This window comes from Micromonospora sp. S4605 (assembly GCF_003176715.1).
GTDB classification, from domain to species: domain Bacteria; phylum Actinomycetota; class Actinomycetes; order Mycobacteriales; family Micromonosporaceae; genus Micromonospora; species Micromonospora echinaurantiaca.
The window spans coordinates 1-18,418 of sequence record NZ_QGSW01000166.1 but is presented as its reverse complement, the minus strand read 5'-3'; the positions used below and the strand labels follow the sequence as shown (position 1 = coordinate 18,418).

Annotated in this window: 6 protein-coding genes; all 6 read right to left on the bottom strand. The window is 75.0% G+C overall.

The features are described 5' to 3' along the window. Positions 1-30: 30 nt before the first annotated feature. Entirely contained in the window at positions 31-5,556 is a 5,526-nt protein-coding gene (locus DLJ47_RS12055) for a non-ribosomal peptide synthetase/MFS transporter (protein WP_109900127.1), read from the bottom strand. Beyond that, entirely contained in the window at positions 5,553-8,678 is a 3,126-nt protein-coding gene (locus DLJ47_RS12050) for a non-ribosomal peptide synthetase (protein ID WP_109900126.1), read from the bottom strand. Before DLJ47_RS12050 ends, DLJ47_RS12055 begins: the two co-directional genes overlap by 4 nt. Further along, complete coding sequence (locus tag DLJ47_RS12045) at positions 8,675-8,863, bottom strand: MbtH family protein (protein ID WP_088994475.1); 189 nt, start codon at positions 8,861-8,863, stop codon at positions 8,675-8,677. The genes DLJ47_RS12050 and DLJ47_RS12045 overlap by 4 nt, the downstream gene beginning before the upstream one ends. Next, the gene (locus DLJ47_RS12040) at positions 8,863-9,816 is read right to left on the bottom strand and encodes a TauD/TfdA family dioxygenase (RefSeq protein WP_109900125.1); all 954 of its coding nucleotides are present in this window, start codon (positions 9,814-9,816) and stop codon (positions 8,863-8,865) included. The genes DLJ47_RS12045 and DLJ47_RS12040 overlap by 1 nt, the downstream gene beginning before the upstream one ends. 28 nt (positions 9,817-9,844) lie before the next feature. After that, entirely contained in the window at positions 9,845-15,316 is a 5,472-nt protein-coding gene (locus DLJ47_RS12035) for a type I polyketide synthase (RefSeq protein ID WP_109900138.1), read from the bottom strand. A 14-nt stretch (positions 15,317-15,330) separates the two neighbouring features. Continuing rightward, positions 15,331-18,418: non-ribosomal peptide synthetase (locus tag DLJ47_RS12030; RefSeq protein WP_109900124.1), on the bottom strand; the 3,088-nt coding region annotated here is incomplete at its 5' end.

Sequence of the window (18,418 nt, the reverse complement as noted above, 5' to 3'; positions counted from 1 at the left end):
GGGGCCCGCCGCGCGGGCCCCCGGAACCACTCACGCCGCGACCGGCGCCTTCTCCTCCGCGCGCTCGGCGGCGCGGGCGGCGAGGCGCCGTTCCCGCTCCTGCGCGCCGATCAGGTCGTCCGGCAGCGAGTCGGGCACCTCGACGTCGAACCGGCGCAGCAGCCGGATCGCGAACCCGCCGAGGGTGACCAGCACCAGCGCCGCGCCGAAGCAGACGTACGCGAAGCCGATGCCGCGGCCCTCGCCGGTGCCGATCACCGCGCCCACCGAACCGGCCAGCGCCCCGCCCGGGGCGAGCATCGGCTCGAACAGCGCGGTGGCCCCCGGGGCCAGCAGCGCGAAACCGATCGGCAGGGTCGACCAGGAGATGGTCTGGTTCAGGCTGAACACCCGGCCGTGGAACCGCTGCGGCACCTTGACCTGGACGATGGTGGCGTAGATGGACTGCGCCGTGGTCATCGCCATGGCCAGCCAGAACGCGCCCACGCAGATCATCGCGACGGAGGCGTCCAGGCCGATCAGCACGCAGCCGACAGCGGTGCCCAGGTTGCCGATCAGCACGCCGATCATCCGCCGGTGCCGGGGCCCGCCCCAGATCGACATGAGCACACCGCCGGCCACCGCGCCGCACGCCTCGGCGAGCGCCACCTGGGCCACCTGCGTCGCGGTGCCGAAGGAGAGCACCAGCGGCGTGGTGAGCACCAGCGCGGGCGCCAGGAAGATGTTGCCCACCGCGAAGTAGCCGAGCATCAACCGGAAGCCCCGGTGCTGCCAGGAGTAGCGCAGACCGTTGGCGATGGCCACCAGCAGCCGCTCCTTGGGCCGCCAGCCGAGCAGGTCCGGAAAGCGGACCACGGCCAGGGTCAGCACCGCCACCAGGTAGCTGGCCACGTCGATCAGCAGGATGCCCTTGAGCTCGATGGCGGCGAGCAGCCCGGCCGCGAAGACCGGCATCAGCAGCATCGCGAAGCCGTTGGAGAGCTGGGTGATGCCCATCGCGTGGCCGAGGTAGCGCTTCGGCACCAGCTGCGGCACCGCCGACTGGAACGCGATGCGTTGGAACGACCCGGCGACCTGACTCAACGCGACCAGGCCGTAGATGTGCCAGAGCGCCAGGCTGTCGGTCCACAGCAGCGCGGCCAGGACGACCTGCACCGAGCCGGCGCTGCTGCTGGCGATCATCATGATCTTCCGGCGGCTGACCCGGTCGGTGATCGCCCCGGCGACCGGCAGCATCAGCACGCCGCAGATCAGCGCGAGCGCCCAGAGCAGGCCCAGGTTGGCCACCGACCCGGTCTGGGTGAACAGCCAGATCGGCAGGGCGAACGCGGTCAGCGCCGACCCGGTGGTGGAGACCAGCTGCCCGACGGTGATCGCGACGAACCGGGCCATCGACGGCTTGACCACCACCGCCGCCGCCGGCTGGTCGACCACACCGACCCGCTGCTGGGCGGCGAGCACCCAGCCGGCGTCCTCGCCCCGCGCCTGCGGGCCGAGGTCCGCGACGTCGCCGGCCGCGACGGCCCGGTGGGTGCGGGTGACGATCTCGGCCAGTTCGTCGGCGCGGTACTTCAGGAAGAAGTGCCCGGCCTGGTCGAGCACCACCAGCGCCAGGGTGTCGCTGAGGAACTGCCACTCGGCGTACCGCTCGGTGTGGTAGTCGGTGACCGGGTCCTCCGAGCCCACCACCGAGATGATCGGGGTACGCAGCTTCGCCGCCCCCCGGTCCAGCAGCCCGGTGAAGTACTCCTCCGACGCCCGGGAGTCGGCCCGCATGTTGCTGATGATCCGGTCAGCCTGCTCCGGATCCAGCTCGTCGGTGTCCACCCCCATGGACTTCAGCCAGCTGGCGTAGTGCCGGTTGCTGCGCAGCCGCTCCAGCCGGTTGCGCAGCGCGGCGAACGCCCCCTTGGGCCGGGCGAACGGGAACATCGCGCCGATGTAGAGCGCCGCCAGGTCCCGTCCGGCCGCCTCCACCTTCCGGGCCACCTCGGCGACGATCGCGCTGCCCACGCCGCAGTGGCCGTAGAGGGCGATCGGCCCCTCGATCCGCTCCAGGATCTCCTCGGCCACCCGGGTGGTCAGCTCGTCGAACGGCAGCGCGTCCTCGGTGAGCCCGACGTCGTGGCCCGGAATGGCCAGCGACCAGAGCGCGTGCCCGGCGGGCAGCGCGTCGGCGAGCGGCTGGTAGACGATGGCGCTGCCGCCGCCGTACGGGACGCAGACGTAGGTGAGCACCCGCTGGGCGGCCGGGATCGGCTTGGTCAGCTCGCAGAGCAGCCGGCGGGGGCCTTCCGCCTCGCCGGTGCCGGACATGAACGCGGCCAGCTCGCGGATGGTCCGCTGCTGGAACAGGTCCATCACGCCGACCGGCCGGCCGCCGTGCTCCGCCTTGCGGATCTTGGCGACCACCTGGGTGGCGAGCATGGAGTGCCCGCCGAGGTCGAAGAAGTCGTCGTCGATGCCGAGCGTGTCGACGCCGAGCACCTCCGACCAGATCCCGGCCAGCAGCCGCTCGGTGTCGTCGCGCGGCTCGACCAGCGCGACGGACGCCTCCCGGGTCACCACCGGCGCGGGCAGCGCCCGGCGGTCCAGCTTGCCGTTCGGGCTCAGCGGCAGCGCGTCCAGGGTGACGAACGCGTTCGGCACCATGTACTCGGGCAGCGTCTCCTTCAACGCCGCCTTCAGCGCCGCGTGCTCGGCCGCGCCGACCAGGTACGCGGTCAGCCGCTTGTCGCCGGGGCTGTCCTCGCGGACGATCACCGCCGCCTCGGTCACCCCCGGCTGCTCGCGCAGCGCGCTCTCGATCTCGCCCAGCTCGATCCGCAGGCCGCGCAGCTTGACCTGGTGGTCGATCCGGCCGAGGAACTCGATCACCCCGCCGGCCGGCCCGTCGCCGGTGGACGGCGCCACCCGCCAGCGGGCCAGGTCGCCGGTGCGGTACAGCCGGGCGCCCGGCTCGCCGGAGAACGGGTCCGGCACGAACCGCTCGGCGGTGAGCGCCGGCCGGCGGTGGTAGCCACGGGCCAACCCCACCCCGCCGATGTGCAGCTCACCGGCCACCCCGACCGGGCACTCGTTGCCGGCCGGGCCGAGCACGTGCAGCCGCAGGTTGGCGATCGGCGCGCCGATCGGCACGCTGGTCAGCCCGGCCAGCAGCGCCGGGTCGCAGTGCCAGGAGCTGACGTCGATGGCCGCCTCGGTGGGGCCGTACAGGTTGTGCAGCCCGCACCGCGGCAGCCGGGCGGTGAAGTCCACCGCCGAGGCCAGCGGCAACTCCTCGCCGGAGCAGATCACCCGGCGCAGCGCGGTCGCCGCCTCGACGCCGTCCTCGGCGAGGAAGACGGTCAGCATCGACGGCACGAAGTGGGCGGTGGTGACCCGCTCGGCGACCAGCAGGTCCCGCAGGTAGCCGGCGTCCTTGTGCCCGCCGGGCTTCGCCACCACCAGCCGGGCGCCCTCGCGCAGCGGCCAGAAGAACTCCCACACCGACACGTCAAAGCTGGCCGGGGTCTTCTGCAGCACCGCGTCGTCGGCGCCGAGCCGGTAGGTCCGCTGCATCCAGTCGAGCCGGTTGACGATGCCCCGGTGGGTGTTCGGCACGCCCTTCGGCCGGCCGGTGGAGCCGGAGGTGTAGATGACGTACGCCAGGTGCCCGGGGCCGGCCGTCGACGCCGGGTCCACGGTCGGCTGGTCGGCCCAGACCGCCTCGTCGTCGAGAGCGAGGACGGTGGCGCCGGTGTCCGGCAGCACGTCGCGCAGCTGCCGCTGCACCAGCACCACCGGCGCGGCCGCGTCGGTGACCATGAACGCCAGCCGGTCGGCCGGGTACTCCGGGTCCAGCGGCAGGTAGGCGCCGCCGGCCTTGAGCACGCCGAGCAGGCCGGCGACCAGCTCGACCGACCGCTCGGCGCAGACGCCGACCAGGGTCTCCGGGCCCACCCCGGCCGCGCGCATCCGGTGCGCGATCCGGTTCGCGGCGGCGTTCAGCTCCGCGTACGTCACCGAGCGGCCCTCGAAGGTGACCGCCACCGCGTCCGGGGTGGCGGCGGCCCGCTCCTCGATCGGCCCGTGCAGGGTCTGCTCGCGCGGGAAGTCGGCGGCGGTGTCGTTCCAGCTCGCCAGCAGCCGCCGCTCGGCCGGGGCGAGCAGGTCGAGCGCGGAGATCGGGGTGTCCGGGGCGGCCACCACCGCGTGCAGCAGCGCGGCCAGGCGCTCGGCCATCCGCTCGACGGTGGCCCGGGTGAACAGGTCGGTGTTGAAGACCAGCTTGGCGTAGAGCCCGTCGACGGTCTCCACCGCGTGCAGTTCGAAGTCGAACCGGGTGGCCCGCAGCTCCATCGGCTTCCAGTCGAACGTGACGTCGCTGGCGTCGGAGACCTCGTTGAACCGGCCGATCTCGTAGTTCTGCAGCACGAACATGGCCTGGAACACCGGGGAGCGGCTCACGTCGCGGGGCAGCCCCAGCTCGTGCACCACCTTCGCGAACGGCACCTCGGCGTGCTCCAGGCCGTCCAGCACGCTGCGCCGGGTGCGCTCCAGCAACTCGGCGAAGGTCGGGTCGCCGGCCAACTCGGCGCGCAGCGGCACCATGTTGATGAACATGCCGACGACGTCTTCCAGCTCCGGCGCGGAGCGGCCGGCGACCGACGCCCCGACGGCGAAGTCGTCCTGCCCGGCGTGCCGGGCCAGGAACACCTGGTACGCGGCGAGCAGCGTCATGAACAGGGTGCCGCCGTAGGAGCGGGTCAGCGCGAGCAGCCCGTCCGCGGCGGCCCGGTCCAGCCGCAGCTCCACGAAGTCGCCGGTGTAGGTCTGGGTGGCCGGACGGGGCAGGTCCAGCGGCAGCTCCAGCGGGGTGATGCCGGCCAGCCGCTGCTTCCACCAGTCCAGGTGCCGGCGGGCCGCCGGCCCCTCCAGCTCCCGCGCCTCCCAGTGGGCGAAGTCGCCGTACTGGATCGGCAGCGCCGGCAGCTCACCGCCGCGGTAGAGGGTGATCAGGTCGCGCAGCAGCACGTCCACCGACCAGCCGTCGCCGACGATGTGGTGCTTGCTGAGGAACAGCACGTGTTCATCGTCGGTGGGGAGCCGGATCAGCAGCGCCCGCAGCAGCGGCCCCTCGGCCAGGTCGAACGGCTCGGCCGCGGCCGCCTCCACCAGCGCCTGCGCGGCCGCCTCGTCCGGGGCGTCCACGATGGTCAGCGGCACCTCGACCGCGTCCTGCACCACCACGGTCGGCCGGCCGTCGACGTCGGCCGGGAACCGGGTGCGCAGCGACTCGTGCCGGCGGGTCAACCCGGCCAGCGCGGCGCGCAGCGCCGCGACGTCGAGCGGTCCGCGCACCCGCAGCGGCACCGCGATGTGGTACGCCGCCTCGCCCGGAGCGAGCTGGTCCATGAACCAGACCCGCTCCTGGGCGTACGACAGCGGCACCTCGGCGTCCGGCGGGCGCGGACCGATCCGGGCCGCGGGCGCGGCGGACTGCCGCTTGCGCAGCCGCTGGGCGATCAACGCCTGGCGGGCCGCGTCCCGGGCCGGATCCTTCAGGTCGGTCATCGGGGATTGTCCTTCTCCGCCGCGAGCAGCGCGGCGACCTCGGTTTCGGAGAGCTCGTCGAGTTCGGCGGCGATCCGCTGCTCGATCTGGGCGGCCAGGTCGGCCACCACCGGGGTGCTGAACAGCGCCCGCATCGGCAGGTCGACGTCCACCTCGGCGCGGATCCGGGCCATCGCCCGCATGCCGCGCAGCGAGTTGCCGCCCAGGGTGAAGAAGTCGTCCAACGCGCCGACCTTGTCCACCTGGAGGATCTCGGCGTACACCTCGGCGACCAGCGCCTCGGCGTCGGTGCGCGGGGCGAGGAACCCGTCGGCGGCCGGCGCGGCGGCGGCCGGGGCGGGCAGCGCGGCGGTGTCCAGCTTGCCGTTCGGGGTCAGCGGCAGCGCGTCGAGTCGGACGAACGCCGACGGCACCAGGTGCGCCGGCAGTTCCCGGGCCAGGTCGGCGGCGAGCGCCGCCTCGTCGGCCGTGCCCACCAGGTAGCCGACCAGGGTCGGCTCCCCGGAGTCGGTACGGACCACGACCGCCGCCGCGGTCACGTCCGGCCGGGCCAGCAGCGCCGACTCGATCTCGCCCAGCTCGATCCGCATGCCGCGGACCTTGACCTGGTTGTCGCGGCGGCCGAGGTACTCCAGCGTGCCGTCGGGCCGCCAGCGGGCCAGGTCGCCGGTGCGGTACATCCGGTGCCCGGCCGGCCCGTACGGGCAGGGCAGGAAGCGCTCGGCGGTGAGGCCGGGCCGGCGCAGGTAGCCCCGGGCCAGCTGGTCGCCGGCCACGTACAGCTCGCCGACCACCCCCGGCGGCACCGGGTTGAGCGCCCCGTCGAGCAGGTACGCCCGCATGTTCCAGGTGGGCCGGCCGATCGGCACCGCCCCGGCGGGCAGCTTTTCGCCCGGCGCGATCCGGGCGGCCACGCAGCCCACGGTCGCCTCGGTCGGACCGTACTCGTTGATCACCGCGACGTCGCCGTGGGTGGCCCGCCAGCCGGCGAGCTGCTCACCGGTGAGCGCCTCGCCGCCGATCACCAGGTCGGTGGTGGGCGACAGCTCGGCGTCGAGCAGCGGCAGGTGGCTGGGGGTGACCTTGAGGAAGGACGGCCGGCCGCCGGCCCGCGCGGCCGGCTCGTCGATCGCCGCGAGCCGGACCGTGCCGCCCGCGGTGAGCGGACCGAGCAGCCCGGTCACGGTCAGGTCGAACGACACCGGCGAGTGCAGCAGCGCGCTGCCGGCCAGCCCCGGGTAGGTGTGCCGGGCCCAGGCGAGGTACGCGGTCACCGCCCGGTGCTCCACCACCACGCCCTTCGGCCGTCCGGTGGAGCCGGAGGTGTAGAGCACGTAGGCCGGATGCTCCGGGCGCAGCGGGGCGGCCCGGTCGGCGTCGGTCAGGTCGCCGCCGTCGCCGTCGAGCGGGCCGTCGAGCACCAGCGCGCCGGCCGGCACCAGCGCGGCGGTGTCCGGGGTGGCCAGCACCAACGCCGGCTCGGCGTCGGCGAGCAGGTAGGCGATCCGGCCGGCCGGGTAGCCGGTGTCCACCGGCACGTACGCGGCGCCGGACTTGAGCACCGCGAGGATGGCGACCACCAGCTCCACCGAGCGGGGCAGCGCCAGCGCGACCCGCGACTCCGGGCCGGCGCCGCGGGCCACCAGCACCCGGGCCAACCGGTTGGCGTCGGCGTTCAGCCGGGCGTACGTCAGCTCGACGCCGTCGTGGACCAGTGCGGGCGCGTCCGGGGTGGCCGCCGCCTGCCGCTCGAACTCCGCCACCAGGGTGCTCGGCGGCACGTCGCGGGTGGTGTCGTTCCAGGTGGACAGCACCAGCTCCCGCTCGGCGTCGGCGAGCAGCGGCAGCGCCGACACCCGCCGCGCCGGGTCGGCGACGGCGGCGGTGAGCAGCCGCACGTAGCGGGCGACGACCGTCTCGGCGGTGGCCCGGTCGAACAGCGCCGTCCGGTACAGCAGCCGGCTGGTGCCGGTGGTGATGTCGAAGGCCAGGTCGTCCTTGGTGGTGCCGAGCGGCGCCGGGTCGAGGCCGGAGTCCGGGATGTAGTTCAGCGCGGTCTGGAAGACCGGCTGCACCGACGGGTCCCGCTGCGGGTCGATCGCCTCGACGATCCGCTGGAACGGCGTGCCGCCGTGCTCCATCGCGTCGACCAGCCGGTCGCGCACCCGGACCAGCAGCTCGGCGAAGCTCGGGTCGCCGGCCAGGTCGCAGCGCAGCGCCACCGGGTTGACGAACATGCCGATCAGCCGGGCCAGCTCCGGGTTGTCCCGGCCCGCGGTGGAGACGCCCACCACCACGTCCTCGTCACCGGAGATCCGGGACAGCAGCGCGGTGAACGCGGCCAACAGCACCATGTACGGGGTGGCCGCCGAGCCGGCGGCGAGCTGGCCGACCCGGTCCAGCAACCCGGCCGGCAGGTCGAAACGCACCTCGTCGCCGGCGAAGCCCAGCTGCGCCGGGCGGGGCCGGTCCAGCGGAAGGGCGGTCACCGCCGGCGCGCCGGCCAGCTGCTGGCGCCAGAAGTCCAGCTGCCGGTCCAGCTCCGGGCCGGCGAGCTGGTCGCGCTGCCAGACCGCGTAGTCCGCGTACTGGATGGGCGGCTCGGACACGTCGGCGGGCGCGCCGGTCAGCGCGGCCCGGCTGAGCGCGGCCAGCTCCTCGGTGAACAGCACCGCCGAGTGGCTGTCGAACACCGCGTGGTGCACCACGAAGAGCAGCGTGAGCTGATCGTCGGTGAGCCGGAGCAGCCGCGCCCGCCACAGCGGCGGCGCGTCCAGCGGGATCGGCGTGCGGGCAAGCTCGGTCAGCAGGTCGCGGGCGTGCCGGTCGCGCTCCGCCGCCGGCAGGTGCCGCAGGTCGGTCTCGGGCAGGTCGACCGGCTCCGCGGCGCGGACCACCTGGACCAGGTCACCGTCCTGCGTGCGCAGGTGGGTGCGGAGCGACTCGTGCCGGGCGACGATCTGCCCGAGCACCGCGTTGGCCTGCTCCCGGCCGAGGCCGACCGGGAACCGGCACGGGCTGGAGACGTTGTAGACCGGCGAGCCGGCGTCGAGCTGGTTGGCCAGCCACACCCGCTCCTGGGCGAAGGAGGCCGGGAACGTCCACTCGCGGGGCTCGGTCATGACGCGGCCTCGCGGACCGAGCGGGGACGCATGTCCGTCCAGACGGTGTCGATGTGCGCCAGGCACTCTTCGCGGGTGCCGGCGAAACCGGCCTCGTGCCACCCCGCGGGGAGGTCGCGCTCGGCCGACCAGATCGAGTACTGCTCCTCGTCGTTGCGGACGACCAGGAATCGAGTTTCGGCCATCACTTCGCTCCGTTGCTCTCGGGGGTGTGCGGTTCGGCCATCGCCACAGCGATCTTGCGAGGGCCGGTGAACGGCTCCCGCCCGTGCGCGGCGGTCATGTTGTCCACCACCAGCACGTCGTCGCGCTGGTAGTCGAAGCGGACGCTGGCCGCCCGGTACGCGGCCCGCAGGTGCTCCATCACGTCGGCCGGGATCTCCCCGCCGTCGCCGTAGTAGGTGTTCGACGGCAGCTCGTCGGCGCCGAACATGGCCAGCAGCCCCTCCTGGTAGTCCTTCGGCAGGGTGCTGATGTGGAAGAAGGTGGCGTGGTTGAACCAGCGCGGGGTGTCCGAGCCGGGCCGGTGGTGCACCACGTCCCGCACCGCTCGGGTCCGCAGCCCGTCCTTGCCGCGCCACTCCAGCTCGATCCGGTTCGCCGCCGCGTACGCCTCGACCTCGGCCCGGTCGTCGGTGTTGAACACGTCCTGCCAGCGGGTGCCGAAGTCGGCGTGGGAGTTGCGCACCAGCATCCAGCGGCGGCGCACGAACTCCTCCCGCACCGCCGGGTCGATCTCGGCGTACACCCGACGCACGTCGGCCAGCGGGGTCGCGCCCTGCGTCTGCGGCGGGGTGATGCAGTAGAAGAACAGGGTCAGCGGCCAGCGCGCCTGGTACGAGTTCTCGTTGTGCAGGAAGATCTCCTCGTCCGGCGGGTAGTCGGTCGAGGTGTAGACGCGCCCCTTGATGGCATGCCGGGGCGAGGACCGTTCGGTGTAGACCAGCGGTTCGCCGGACAGCGCCCGGACCACCCGGTCGAAGCCGTCCACCCCGCCGACGTCGAAGCCGCGGAACAGCAGTCCGCCGTGCTCGACCAACGTCGCGCGCAGTTCCGCGCGGCGGGCGTCGATCAACTCGGTCAGCTCCCGGCCGTCGTTCTCGACGACCACCGGCAGCGTGGCGATCGTGTCGCTCATTGCTTCGTCACTCCTGGTTTCTCGGTGCTCACGCGCGGGGCAGCCGCGGGATGGCGGGGATGGTGGCCGGGGCGGCCGGCTCGTCGGTGGGGGCGGCGGTGGCCCGCAGCTCCTCGATCCGGGCGGCGAGACCGGCGACGGTGGGCGTCTCGAAGAGGCTGCGCATCGGCAACCGCACCCCGGTCGCCTTGCGCATCGCCGCGATCAGCTGGACCGCGACCAGCGAGTTGCCGCCGAGGGCGAAGAAGTCGTCGTCGACGCCGATCTCCGGCACGCCCAGCGCGTCCCGCCAGACCCCGGCGATGGTGACCTCCAGTTCGGTGCTCGGCGCGGCCGAGCCACCCCCGGTCAGGGCCGGCGTGGCGGCCGGCTGCTCCGGCTCGTTCTCCAGGCTCCCGGTGGTCACCCGACCGGCCCGGTCGCGGATGTCCGCCACCGTCCGGGTGGCGATCACCACCTGGGCGCCGAGCCCGGCGGTGAGGCTGCGCCGGAACGCCTCCGCGCCGTCCACCGGCCGGATGTCCTCGGTCGGCCCGGCGGGTGCCGCCGCGGTGTCGGCCGGCGCGGCGGTGGCCAGCCCGCCGGTGACCGCGCCCTGGTCGACCCGGCGCAGCACGAAGTCGCTGATCGCGACGAGTTCCCGGCCGGCCGGGTCGAGCAGGGTCAGGTCGGCGGCGACCACCTCGTCGGTGGCGCTGTCCCGGTGCCGCAGGTGACTGTGGAACTCGGCCGGCAGCGCCCCGCGCACCACGATCCGCCCGTAGGACAGCGGCAGGTAGGTGCCCGAGCCCTGGCCCCGGCCGAACGCGGTCGCGACGTCCAGCAGCGCCGGATGCAGCCCCCACGCCGGCAGGTCACCGACGGCCTCGGCCGGGGCCGCGACCCGGGCCAGTTCCTGGCCGTCGCCGAGGGTGTGCTCACGCAGCGCGGCCCAGCGCGGCCCGAAGGTCAGCATGCTGGTGCGGCCCCGGCCGAACGACGCGTCGTCGTCCACCCGCCGGCCGGCGACAGCCGGCTGCCGCGCCGGCGGGGCCGGCTCCACCGTCCAGCCCGCCGAGCCGCGCACGTGGGTACGGGTCTGCCCGGCGGCGAGGCTGCGCACCGCGAAGTCGGCGCCGTCCTCGCTCGGGGTCAGCTCCACCCGGTACTGGGCGACGGTGCCGTCCGGCACCGAGAACGGCTCCAGGAACACCACGTCGCGCAGTTCCACGCAGGCGCCCTCGGCGGGGGCGGGCAGCGCGGCGGCCACCGCCGCGCGGACCGACTCCAGGTGGGCGGTGCCCGGCACCACCGGCACCCCGCCGATGCGGTGCTCGTCGAGCAGCCAGTGGGTGGTCGCGGAGACCAGTCCGTGCAGCACTGTGCCGTCCGGGCCGGTCACCTTCGTGGTGAGCACCGGGTGCTCGACCGGGGTGGTGACGGTGTCCCGCCCGGCGGCCCGGAACCCGGCCGGGGCGTTGGTCTCCACCGCCATGCCCACCTCGGCCCAGCCGCCCCAGTTCTGCGACACCACCGGCGCCCGCCAGCCCAGCCCGGAGCGGGCGTAGGCGTCCAGGGCGTTGTTGGCAGCGCAGTAGTCGACCTGGCCGAAGCCGCCGATCACCGCGGTGATCGACGAGCAGAGCACCACGAAGTCCAGCGGCAGGTCGCCGAAGACCTGGGCCAGCGCGAGGGTGCCGGCGAGCTTGGGCGCCAGCACCCGCTCCGCCTCGGCCCGCTCCTTGATCTCGGCCATGCCGCCGCCGGGCAGGCCGGCCGCGTGCACGATGCCGTCGATCCCGCCGTACGCGGCCTCGGCTGCCGCGCGTACCCGGCGCAGGTCGGCCGGGTCGGTGACGTCGGCGGCGAGCACCAGCACCTCGGCACCGGCCGCCTCCATCCGGCGGATCGCCGCGATCGCCCGGCCGGTGCGGTCCGCGCCGCCGTGCACGGTCAGGTGCGCGTCCCACTCCTCGCGGGCGGGCAGCCCGGAGCGGGCCAGCAGCACCAGCTTCGCCCGGGCCCGCTGGGCGAAGTCCTCGGCCAGGGTGATGCCGATGCCGCCGAGGCCACCGGTGATGACGTACCGGCCACCCTCGCGCAGCGCCCCCGGCTCGCCCTCGGCGTCCACGGTGACCTGCTCGTAGCCGGTCACCCAGCGGCGGCCACCGCGCAGCGCCACCTCGGGCCGCTCCGGGTCGACCGGGCGGCGCAGTTCGGCCAGCAGCGCCCGCCCGCCGTCGTCGGCCGGGTCGGCGTCGACCAGCCGGACGGTCAGCCCGGGCAGCTCGGCCGGGAGCACCCGGGCCAGCCCGGCCAGCGTGGCGTGCTCCGGCCGGCGCAGGTCGGTGCCGCTGACGTCGCCGATGCCGCTGGTCACCAGGTCCAGGGTGAGCGCGCCGTCGGCACCGGTCAGGCCGGCGCCGGCCAGCGCCTGCACCAGGTGCAGGGCGCTGAAGAAGCCGCGGTCCTGAGCCGCCCAGGTGGCCGCGATGTCGGTGCCGGCCGGTTCGCCGTCGAGGGCGAACGCGTGCACCAGCCGGGCCGGCACGCCGTCGGCGGCCAGCGCGGTCACCAGCGCGTCGTAGTCGTCCCGCACGCCGGGGCGCAGCCGCCAGCCGTCGCCGGCGGCGGCAAAGGCGTTGCCGGGGCGTACCGCCAGCGGCTGCTCCCCCGCGGCCCGCAGTGCCGCGACCAGCGCGTCGCCGCGCGGGCCGTCGACCAGGACCAGGCAGCGGCCCAGCGGCTCGGTGCGCGGCTCCGGCGCGGCCTGCCGCCACACCGGCACCGCGAACCACTCCGGCAGCGGCCGGGGCCCGGTCTCGGCCGGCGCGGCGGCGACCTGCTCCACCGGGTCCGGGTCGACCCAGTAGCGGCGCCGCTCGAAGGGGTACGTCGGCAGCGGCACCCGCCGGGCGTCCGGGTCGGAGCCCAGCCGCACCGGGGTGCCCTGGCACCAGAGCGCGGCGGCGGCACCAAGCAGGGTGGCCAGGTCGCCGGTCGCGTCACCCGGGCCGGGCAGGCTGCCCAGCGGGGTGAGCTTGCGCTGCACCTCGGCCGCCTTGGCCACCTGCATCCGGGCCAGGTTGGCCAGCTGCTTACCGGGGCCGCACTCGACCAGCTGCCAGGTGCCCTCGGCGAGCAGGGTGGCCACGCAGGCCCCGAAGCGCACCGGCTGGCGCAGGTGCGCCGCCCAGTACGCCGGGTCGGTGGCCTGCTGCTCGGTGATCCAGGTGCCGGTGACGTTGGACAGGAACGGGATCGCCGGCGCGCGCAGCGGCACCCCGGCCATCAGCGCGGTGAACTCGGCGAGGATCGGCTCCATCATCGGCGAGTGGAAGGCGTGCGAGGTGCGCAGCGGCTTGGCCTTGCCCTTGAGCGTCTCGGCGAACGCGGCGATCGCCTCGGTGGGGCCGGCCACCACGCAGGTGCCCGGGCCGTTGACGGTGGCCACGGCCAGCCCGTCGGGGAGCCGCTCGGCGACCACCGACTCGTCCAGCGCGACGGCCAGCATGGCCCCCGGCGGCATGGACTGCATCAGCCGGCCCCGGGCGGCGACCACCCGCAGCGCGTCCGGCAGGCTCAGCACGCCGGCCACGGTGGCGGCGACGTACTCGCCGATCGAGTGGCCGATCATCGCGGCCGGCCGCACCCCGGCGGACTGCCAGAGCGTGGCCAGGGCGTACTCGACGACGAACAGGGCGGGCTGGGTGTAGCGGGTCTCGGTGAGCTTCTCCTGGGCCTGCGGGTCGCGGCCGAGGATCAGCTCGCGGATGTCCAGCCCCAGCTCGGGGCGGAGCAGCTCGGCGCATTCGTCCACGGTGGCCCGGTAGCGCGACTCCTCGGCGTAGAGCTGCGCGCCCATGCCGGCGTACTGGGCGCCCTGGCCGGAGAAGAGGAAGGCCGGCCGGGGCGCCGGGCCCTCGGCCACTCCGGCCTGCCGGCGGCGCGGGGTGGTCAGCGCGGTCACCGCGTCGGCCAGGTCGGTGGCCACCACGGCGACCCGGTGCGGGTACTCCTGCCGGCCGATCCGCAGCGTGTGCGCCACGTCGGCGAGGTGCTCCGGTCCCCGGTCGGCGGCGGACTCCAGGTGCTCGGCGAGCCGCCGGACGGCGGTGTCCAGCGCGGTGGGGGTCTTCGCCGACACGTGCAGCAGCTGCGCCGGGCGGACCCGCCGGGAGGGCCGGTGCGCCGCCGGGGCCTCCTCCAGCACCACGTGGGCGTTGGTGCCGCCGATGCCGAACGAGCTGACCCCGGCCCGCCGGGGTACGCCGTCGGTGTCCCACTTGGTCAGCGTGTTGGTGACGTAGAACGGGGTGTCGGCGAACTCGATGGCCGGGTTGGGCGTCTCGTAGTTGATGGTCGGCGGGATCAGCCCGTGTTCCATCGCCAGCACCGTCTTGATCACGCTGACGATGCCGGAGGGCTGGCTCAGGTGGCCGATGTTGGACTTCACCGAGCCGATGCCGCACCAGCCCCGGTCGTCGGTGTCCTTGGTGTAGACGGCGGAGAGCGCGGCCACCTCGATCGGGTCGCCCATCGCGGTGCCGGTGCCGTGCGCCTCGACGTAGCTGATGGTGCGCGGGTCGACGTCGGCCATCGCGACCGCCTGGGCGATCGCCTCCATCTGCCCGTCCATGCTGGGGGCGGTGAAGCCGACCTTGCCGGCGCCGTCGTTGTTGATCGCGTTGCCGAGCACCACGGCGCGGATCGTGTCGCCGTCGGCGATCGCGTCGGAGAGGCGCTTGAGCAGGGTCACCCCGACGCCGCTGCCCCAGACGGTGCCGTTGGCGCCGGCGTCGAACGGGCGGCACCGGCCGTCGGGCGAGGTGAAGCCGTCCATGCCCAGGTAGCCGACGTGCGGCAGTTCGATGTTCGCCCCGCCCGCGAGGGCCATGTCGCACTCGCCGTTGCGCAGCGCCTCGCAGGCCAGGTGGAACGCGACCAGCGAGGTGGAGCAGGCGGTGTGCACGGTCAGGCTCGGCCCGCGCAGGTCCAGCCGGTACGACACGTTGGTGGCGATGTAGTTGGGCGAGTTGCCGGTGGCGATGGAGACCGCACCGTGCGGGCTGCCGCCGACCCGCTTGTTCCGGTACACGTAGCGGTGCAGGTAGAGGTTGCCGCCGGTGCCGGCGTACACGCCGACCGAACCGTCGTAGCGCCCCGGGTCGTAGCCGGCGTCCTGCAACGCGGTGTAGCAGGACTCCAGGAACAGCCGCTGCTGCGGGTCGGTGATCTCCGCCTCCCGGGCGGTCATGCCGAACAGCCCGGCGTCGAACTCGTCGTACCCGTCGACCAGCGGCGCGCGGTTGACCCAGCCCGGGTCGTCGACCTCCGCCTCGGTGGCGCCCCGGGCCAGTTGCTCCTCCCGGGTGAGTTCGGTGCTCGACTCGACCCCGTCGACCAGGTTGCGCCAGAACTCGTTCACGTCGGCCGCGCCGGGCAGGCGGGCGGCCATCCCGACGATGGCGATCGGTTCGATGCCGTCGTCGGGCAGGTCGGTTGTGGTCGGGTTGCTCATCAGGTTGTCCTTCGTCACGCGGTGCCGCCGGGGCGGCGGGGTGGGTTACGGCGGGTACGACTGCGTCGGGCGGCGGCCCGCAGCGCGGCGCGGGCCAGCTCCGGCCGGTCGGCGGCGCCGTCGAGGCTGGCGGCGAGCGCCCGGATGGTGGGGTGGCGGAAGAGGTCGAGCATCTTGATCGACCGGCCGGTGGCGGCGGTCAGCCGGGCGTGCACGGCGGCCAGGGCGAGCGAGTGCCCGCCGATGTCGAAGAAGTTGTCGGTGACCCCGACCTGGTCACGGTCCAGCACCTCGCGCCAGATGCCGGCGATCAGCTCCTCGGTGTCGGTCAGGCCGTCCGGGCCGGCCGGCAGCACGCCGCGCGGCGGCTCGGCGGCCGCCACGCTCATCGCGCCGAGTTGGGGGGTGGCCACGGTCGGCCGGGGCAGCTCGGCGGCCACCCGGTCCGCGGGGGCGTCCGGTGTGGCGGCCAGGGCGCCGACCAGCGCCACCAGGTCGGCGAGCAGCCCCTCGACCCGCTCGGCGTCGAACAGGTCCGGGTTGTAGACCACCTCGACACCCCAGCGACCGTCCCGCTCGACCACGTAGACGGTGATGTCGAACGGCGACCCCGGCTTCGGCACGGCGACCGGCTCGGCGGCCAGCCCGGCCAACGCGAGCCGCGGCGGGGCGAAGTTGAGCACGTTGAAGAGCACCTGCACCAGCGGGGCGCGGGCGGTGTCCCGGCCCACCCCGAGGGCCTCGACGATCTTCTCCAGCGGCGCCCCCGGGTGGGCGGTCGCCTCGTGCAGTTCGGTCGCGCACCGGTCGACCAGGTCGGCGAAGCTGGCCGCGCCGCCGCGTACCCGCACCGGCACGGTGTCGATGAAGAAGCCGACCACGTCGTCGAATGCGGCCAGCCGCCGGTCGGCGACGATCGCGCCGAGCACGTGGTCGTCGCCGCCGGTGAGCCGGCGTAGCAGTTCGCCGAAGCCGGCCAGCAGCACCGCGGCGACGGTGGTGCCGCGCCGCTCGGCCAGCGCGCGCACCGCCCGGTCGGTGGCCTCGGGCAACCGCACGGCCGCCTCGGCGCCGGCGTAGGTCGCCACCGCCGGCCGGGGCCGGTCGCGGGGCAGTTCGAGGACGGTCGGGGCGTCCCGCAGGTGCTCGCGCCACCAGGCCAGGTCGGCCGCGCCGCGGTGCCGGTCCCGCTCGGCCCGCCACACCGCGTAGTCGGCGTACGTGGCGGCCAGCACCGGCAGCCGCGGGGTCTGCCCGGCGACGGCCTGGGCGTACGCCGCCGCGAGGTCGTCGTAGAGCAGCTTCTCCGACCAGCCGTCGAAGACCGCGTGGTGCAGGGTGATCGCCAGCACGTGCTCGTCCGCGCCGAGCCGGTAGACGGTCACCTGCCAGGGCGGCCCGGTGGCCAGGTCGAAGGCGTGCGCCGCGCCGGCGGCCAGCATCCCGGCCAGCGCCGCCTCGGCGTCTTCGCCGCCGGTCAGGTCGACCACCGGGACGGCCACCTCGGTCGGCTCCTCGCGGACCGCGTACGGCACGCCGGCGGTCTGCGGGATCCGCCAGCGCAGCACGTCGTGCCGTTCGGCGACCGCGCGCAGCGCCGCGCCCAGGGCGGCGGTGTCCAGCGGGCCGCGCAGCCGGTGCGCCACCGCGATGTTGTAGGGCGCGCTGGACGGGGCGAGCTGGTCGACGAACCAGAGCCGCCGCTGCGGCGGGGAGAGGGTGGGCGGGTTGCCGGTGGTCAGCCCGTCGCCGTCGGCGGGGGCCGCGGCACGGACCCGCTCGACGAGCCCGGCCAGGGTCCGTCCGGTGAAGACGTCCCGGGCGTCGACCTGCCGGCCGAGTTCGGCGCGGAGCGCGGCGACCAGCCGCATCGCCGCGATCGAGTTGCCGCCGGCGGCCAGGAAGTCGCTGGTCGGATCGGGTGCGGCGCCGAGCAGCCGGCCCCAGATCCGGGCCACCCCGGCCGCCAGCGGCTCGGCCGCGCCGGCCGGATCGGCCGCTGCGACCGGCTCCGCGGAGCGGCCGGCGGCGGCCAGCGCGCGCAGCGCCGCCCGGTCCAGCTTGCCGCTGGTCGGGCTGACCGGCAGCTCGGCCAGGCGCAGCACCCGGGCCGGCAGCATCGCGGCGGTCAGCCGGGGCCCGGCATACGCCCGCAACAGCTCGTCGTCGGGCGCGTCGGCGGGGGTGAGGAACGCGACCAGCTCCGTGCCGGCCGGGCCGGGCAGCGCCTCCACCGCCACCCGCTCCACCCCGGGCAGGTCGGCCAGCACCGCCTCCACCTCGCCCAATTCGATCCGCTGGCCGCGCACCTTCACCTGCCGGTCGGCGCGACCCAGGTAGACGATCCGGCCGTCCGGGTCCTGCCGCACCAGATCACCGGTGCGGTAGAGCCGCTCGCCGGGCAGGTCGGAGAACGGGTCGGGGACGAACCGTTCGGCGGTCAGCGCGGGCCGGTTGAGGTAGCCGTCGGCCAGGCCGGGGCCGCCGATCAGCAGCTCGCCGGTCTCCCCCGGCGGCACCGGGCGCAGCCGCTCGTCCACCACGTACGCCCGGTGGTTGGGCAGCGGACGGCCGATCGGCACCGGGTCGCGGTCGGCGGCGGTCAGCTCGCCGCTGACCGCGAGCACGGTGGTCTCGGTGGGCCCGTAGCCGTTCAGCAGGAGCCGTCCGGGCGCCCAACGGGCGGCCAGCTCGGCGGGCACCGCCTCCCCGCCGCAGAGCACCACCCGCCAGGCCGGCAGCTCGGCCGGGTCGAGCATGGACAGCACGGTCGGGGTGATGAACCCCCAGTTCACCTCGTGCGCGGCGATGAACCGGGCGAGCCGCACCGGGTCGGCCCGGTCGTCGGCGCCGAGCAGCTGGACGGTGCCGCCGAGCAGCAGCGGCAGGAACAGGTCCATGGTGGCCGCGTCGAAGCCGAGCGAGGCGATGCCGAGGCTGCGCACCCCGGCGTCGGCGCCGGTCAGCGCGGCGCAGCCGGTGACGAACTCGACCACGTTGCGGTGGGTGGTGAGCACCCCCTTGGGCCGGCCGGTGGAGCCGGAGGTGAACAGCACGTACGCCGGGTCGCCGGGGCGCGCCGGGCAGGGGGCCAGCGGGGCG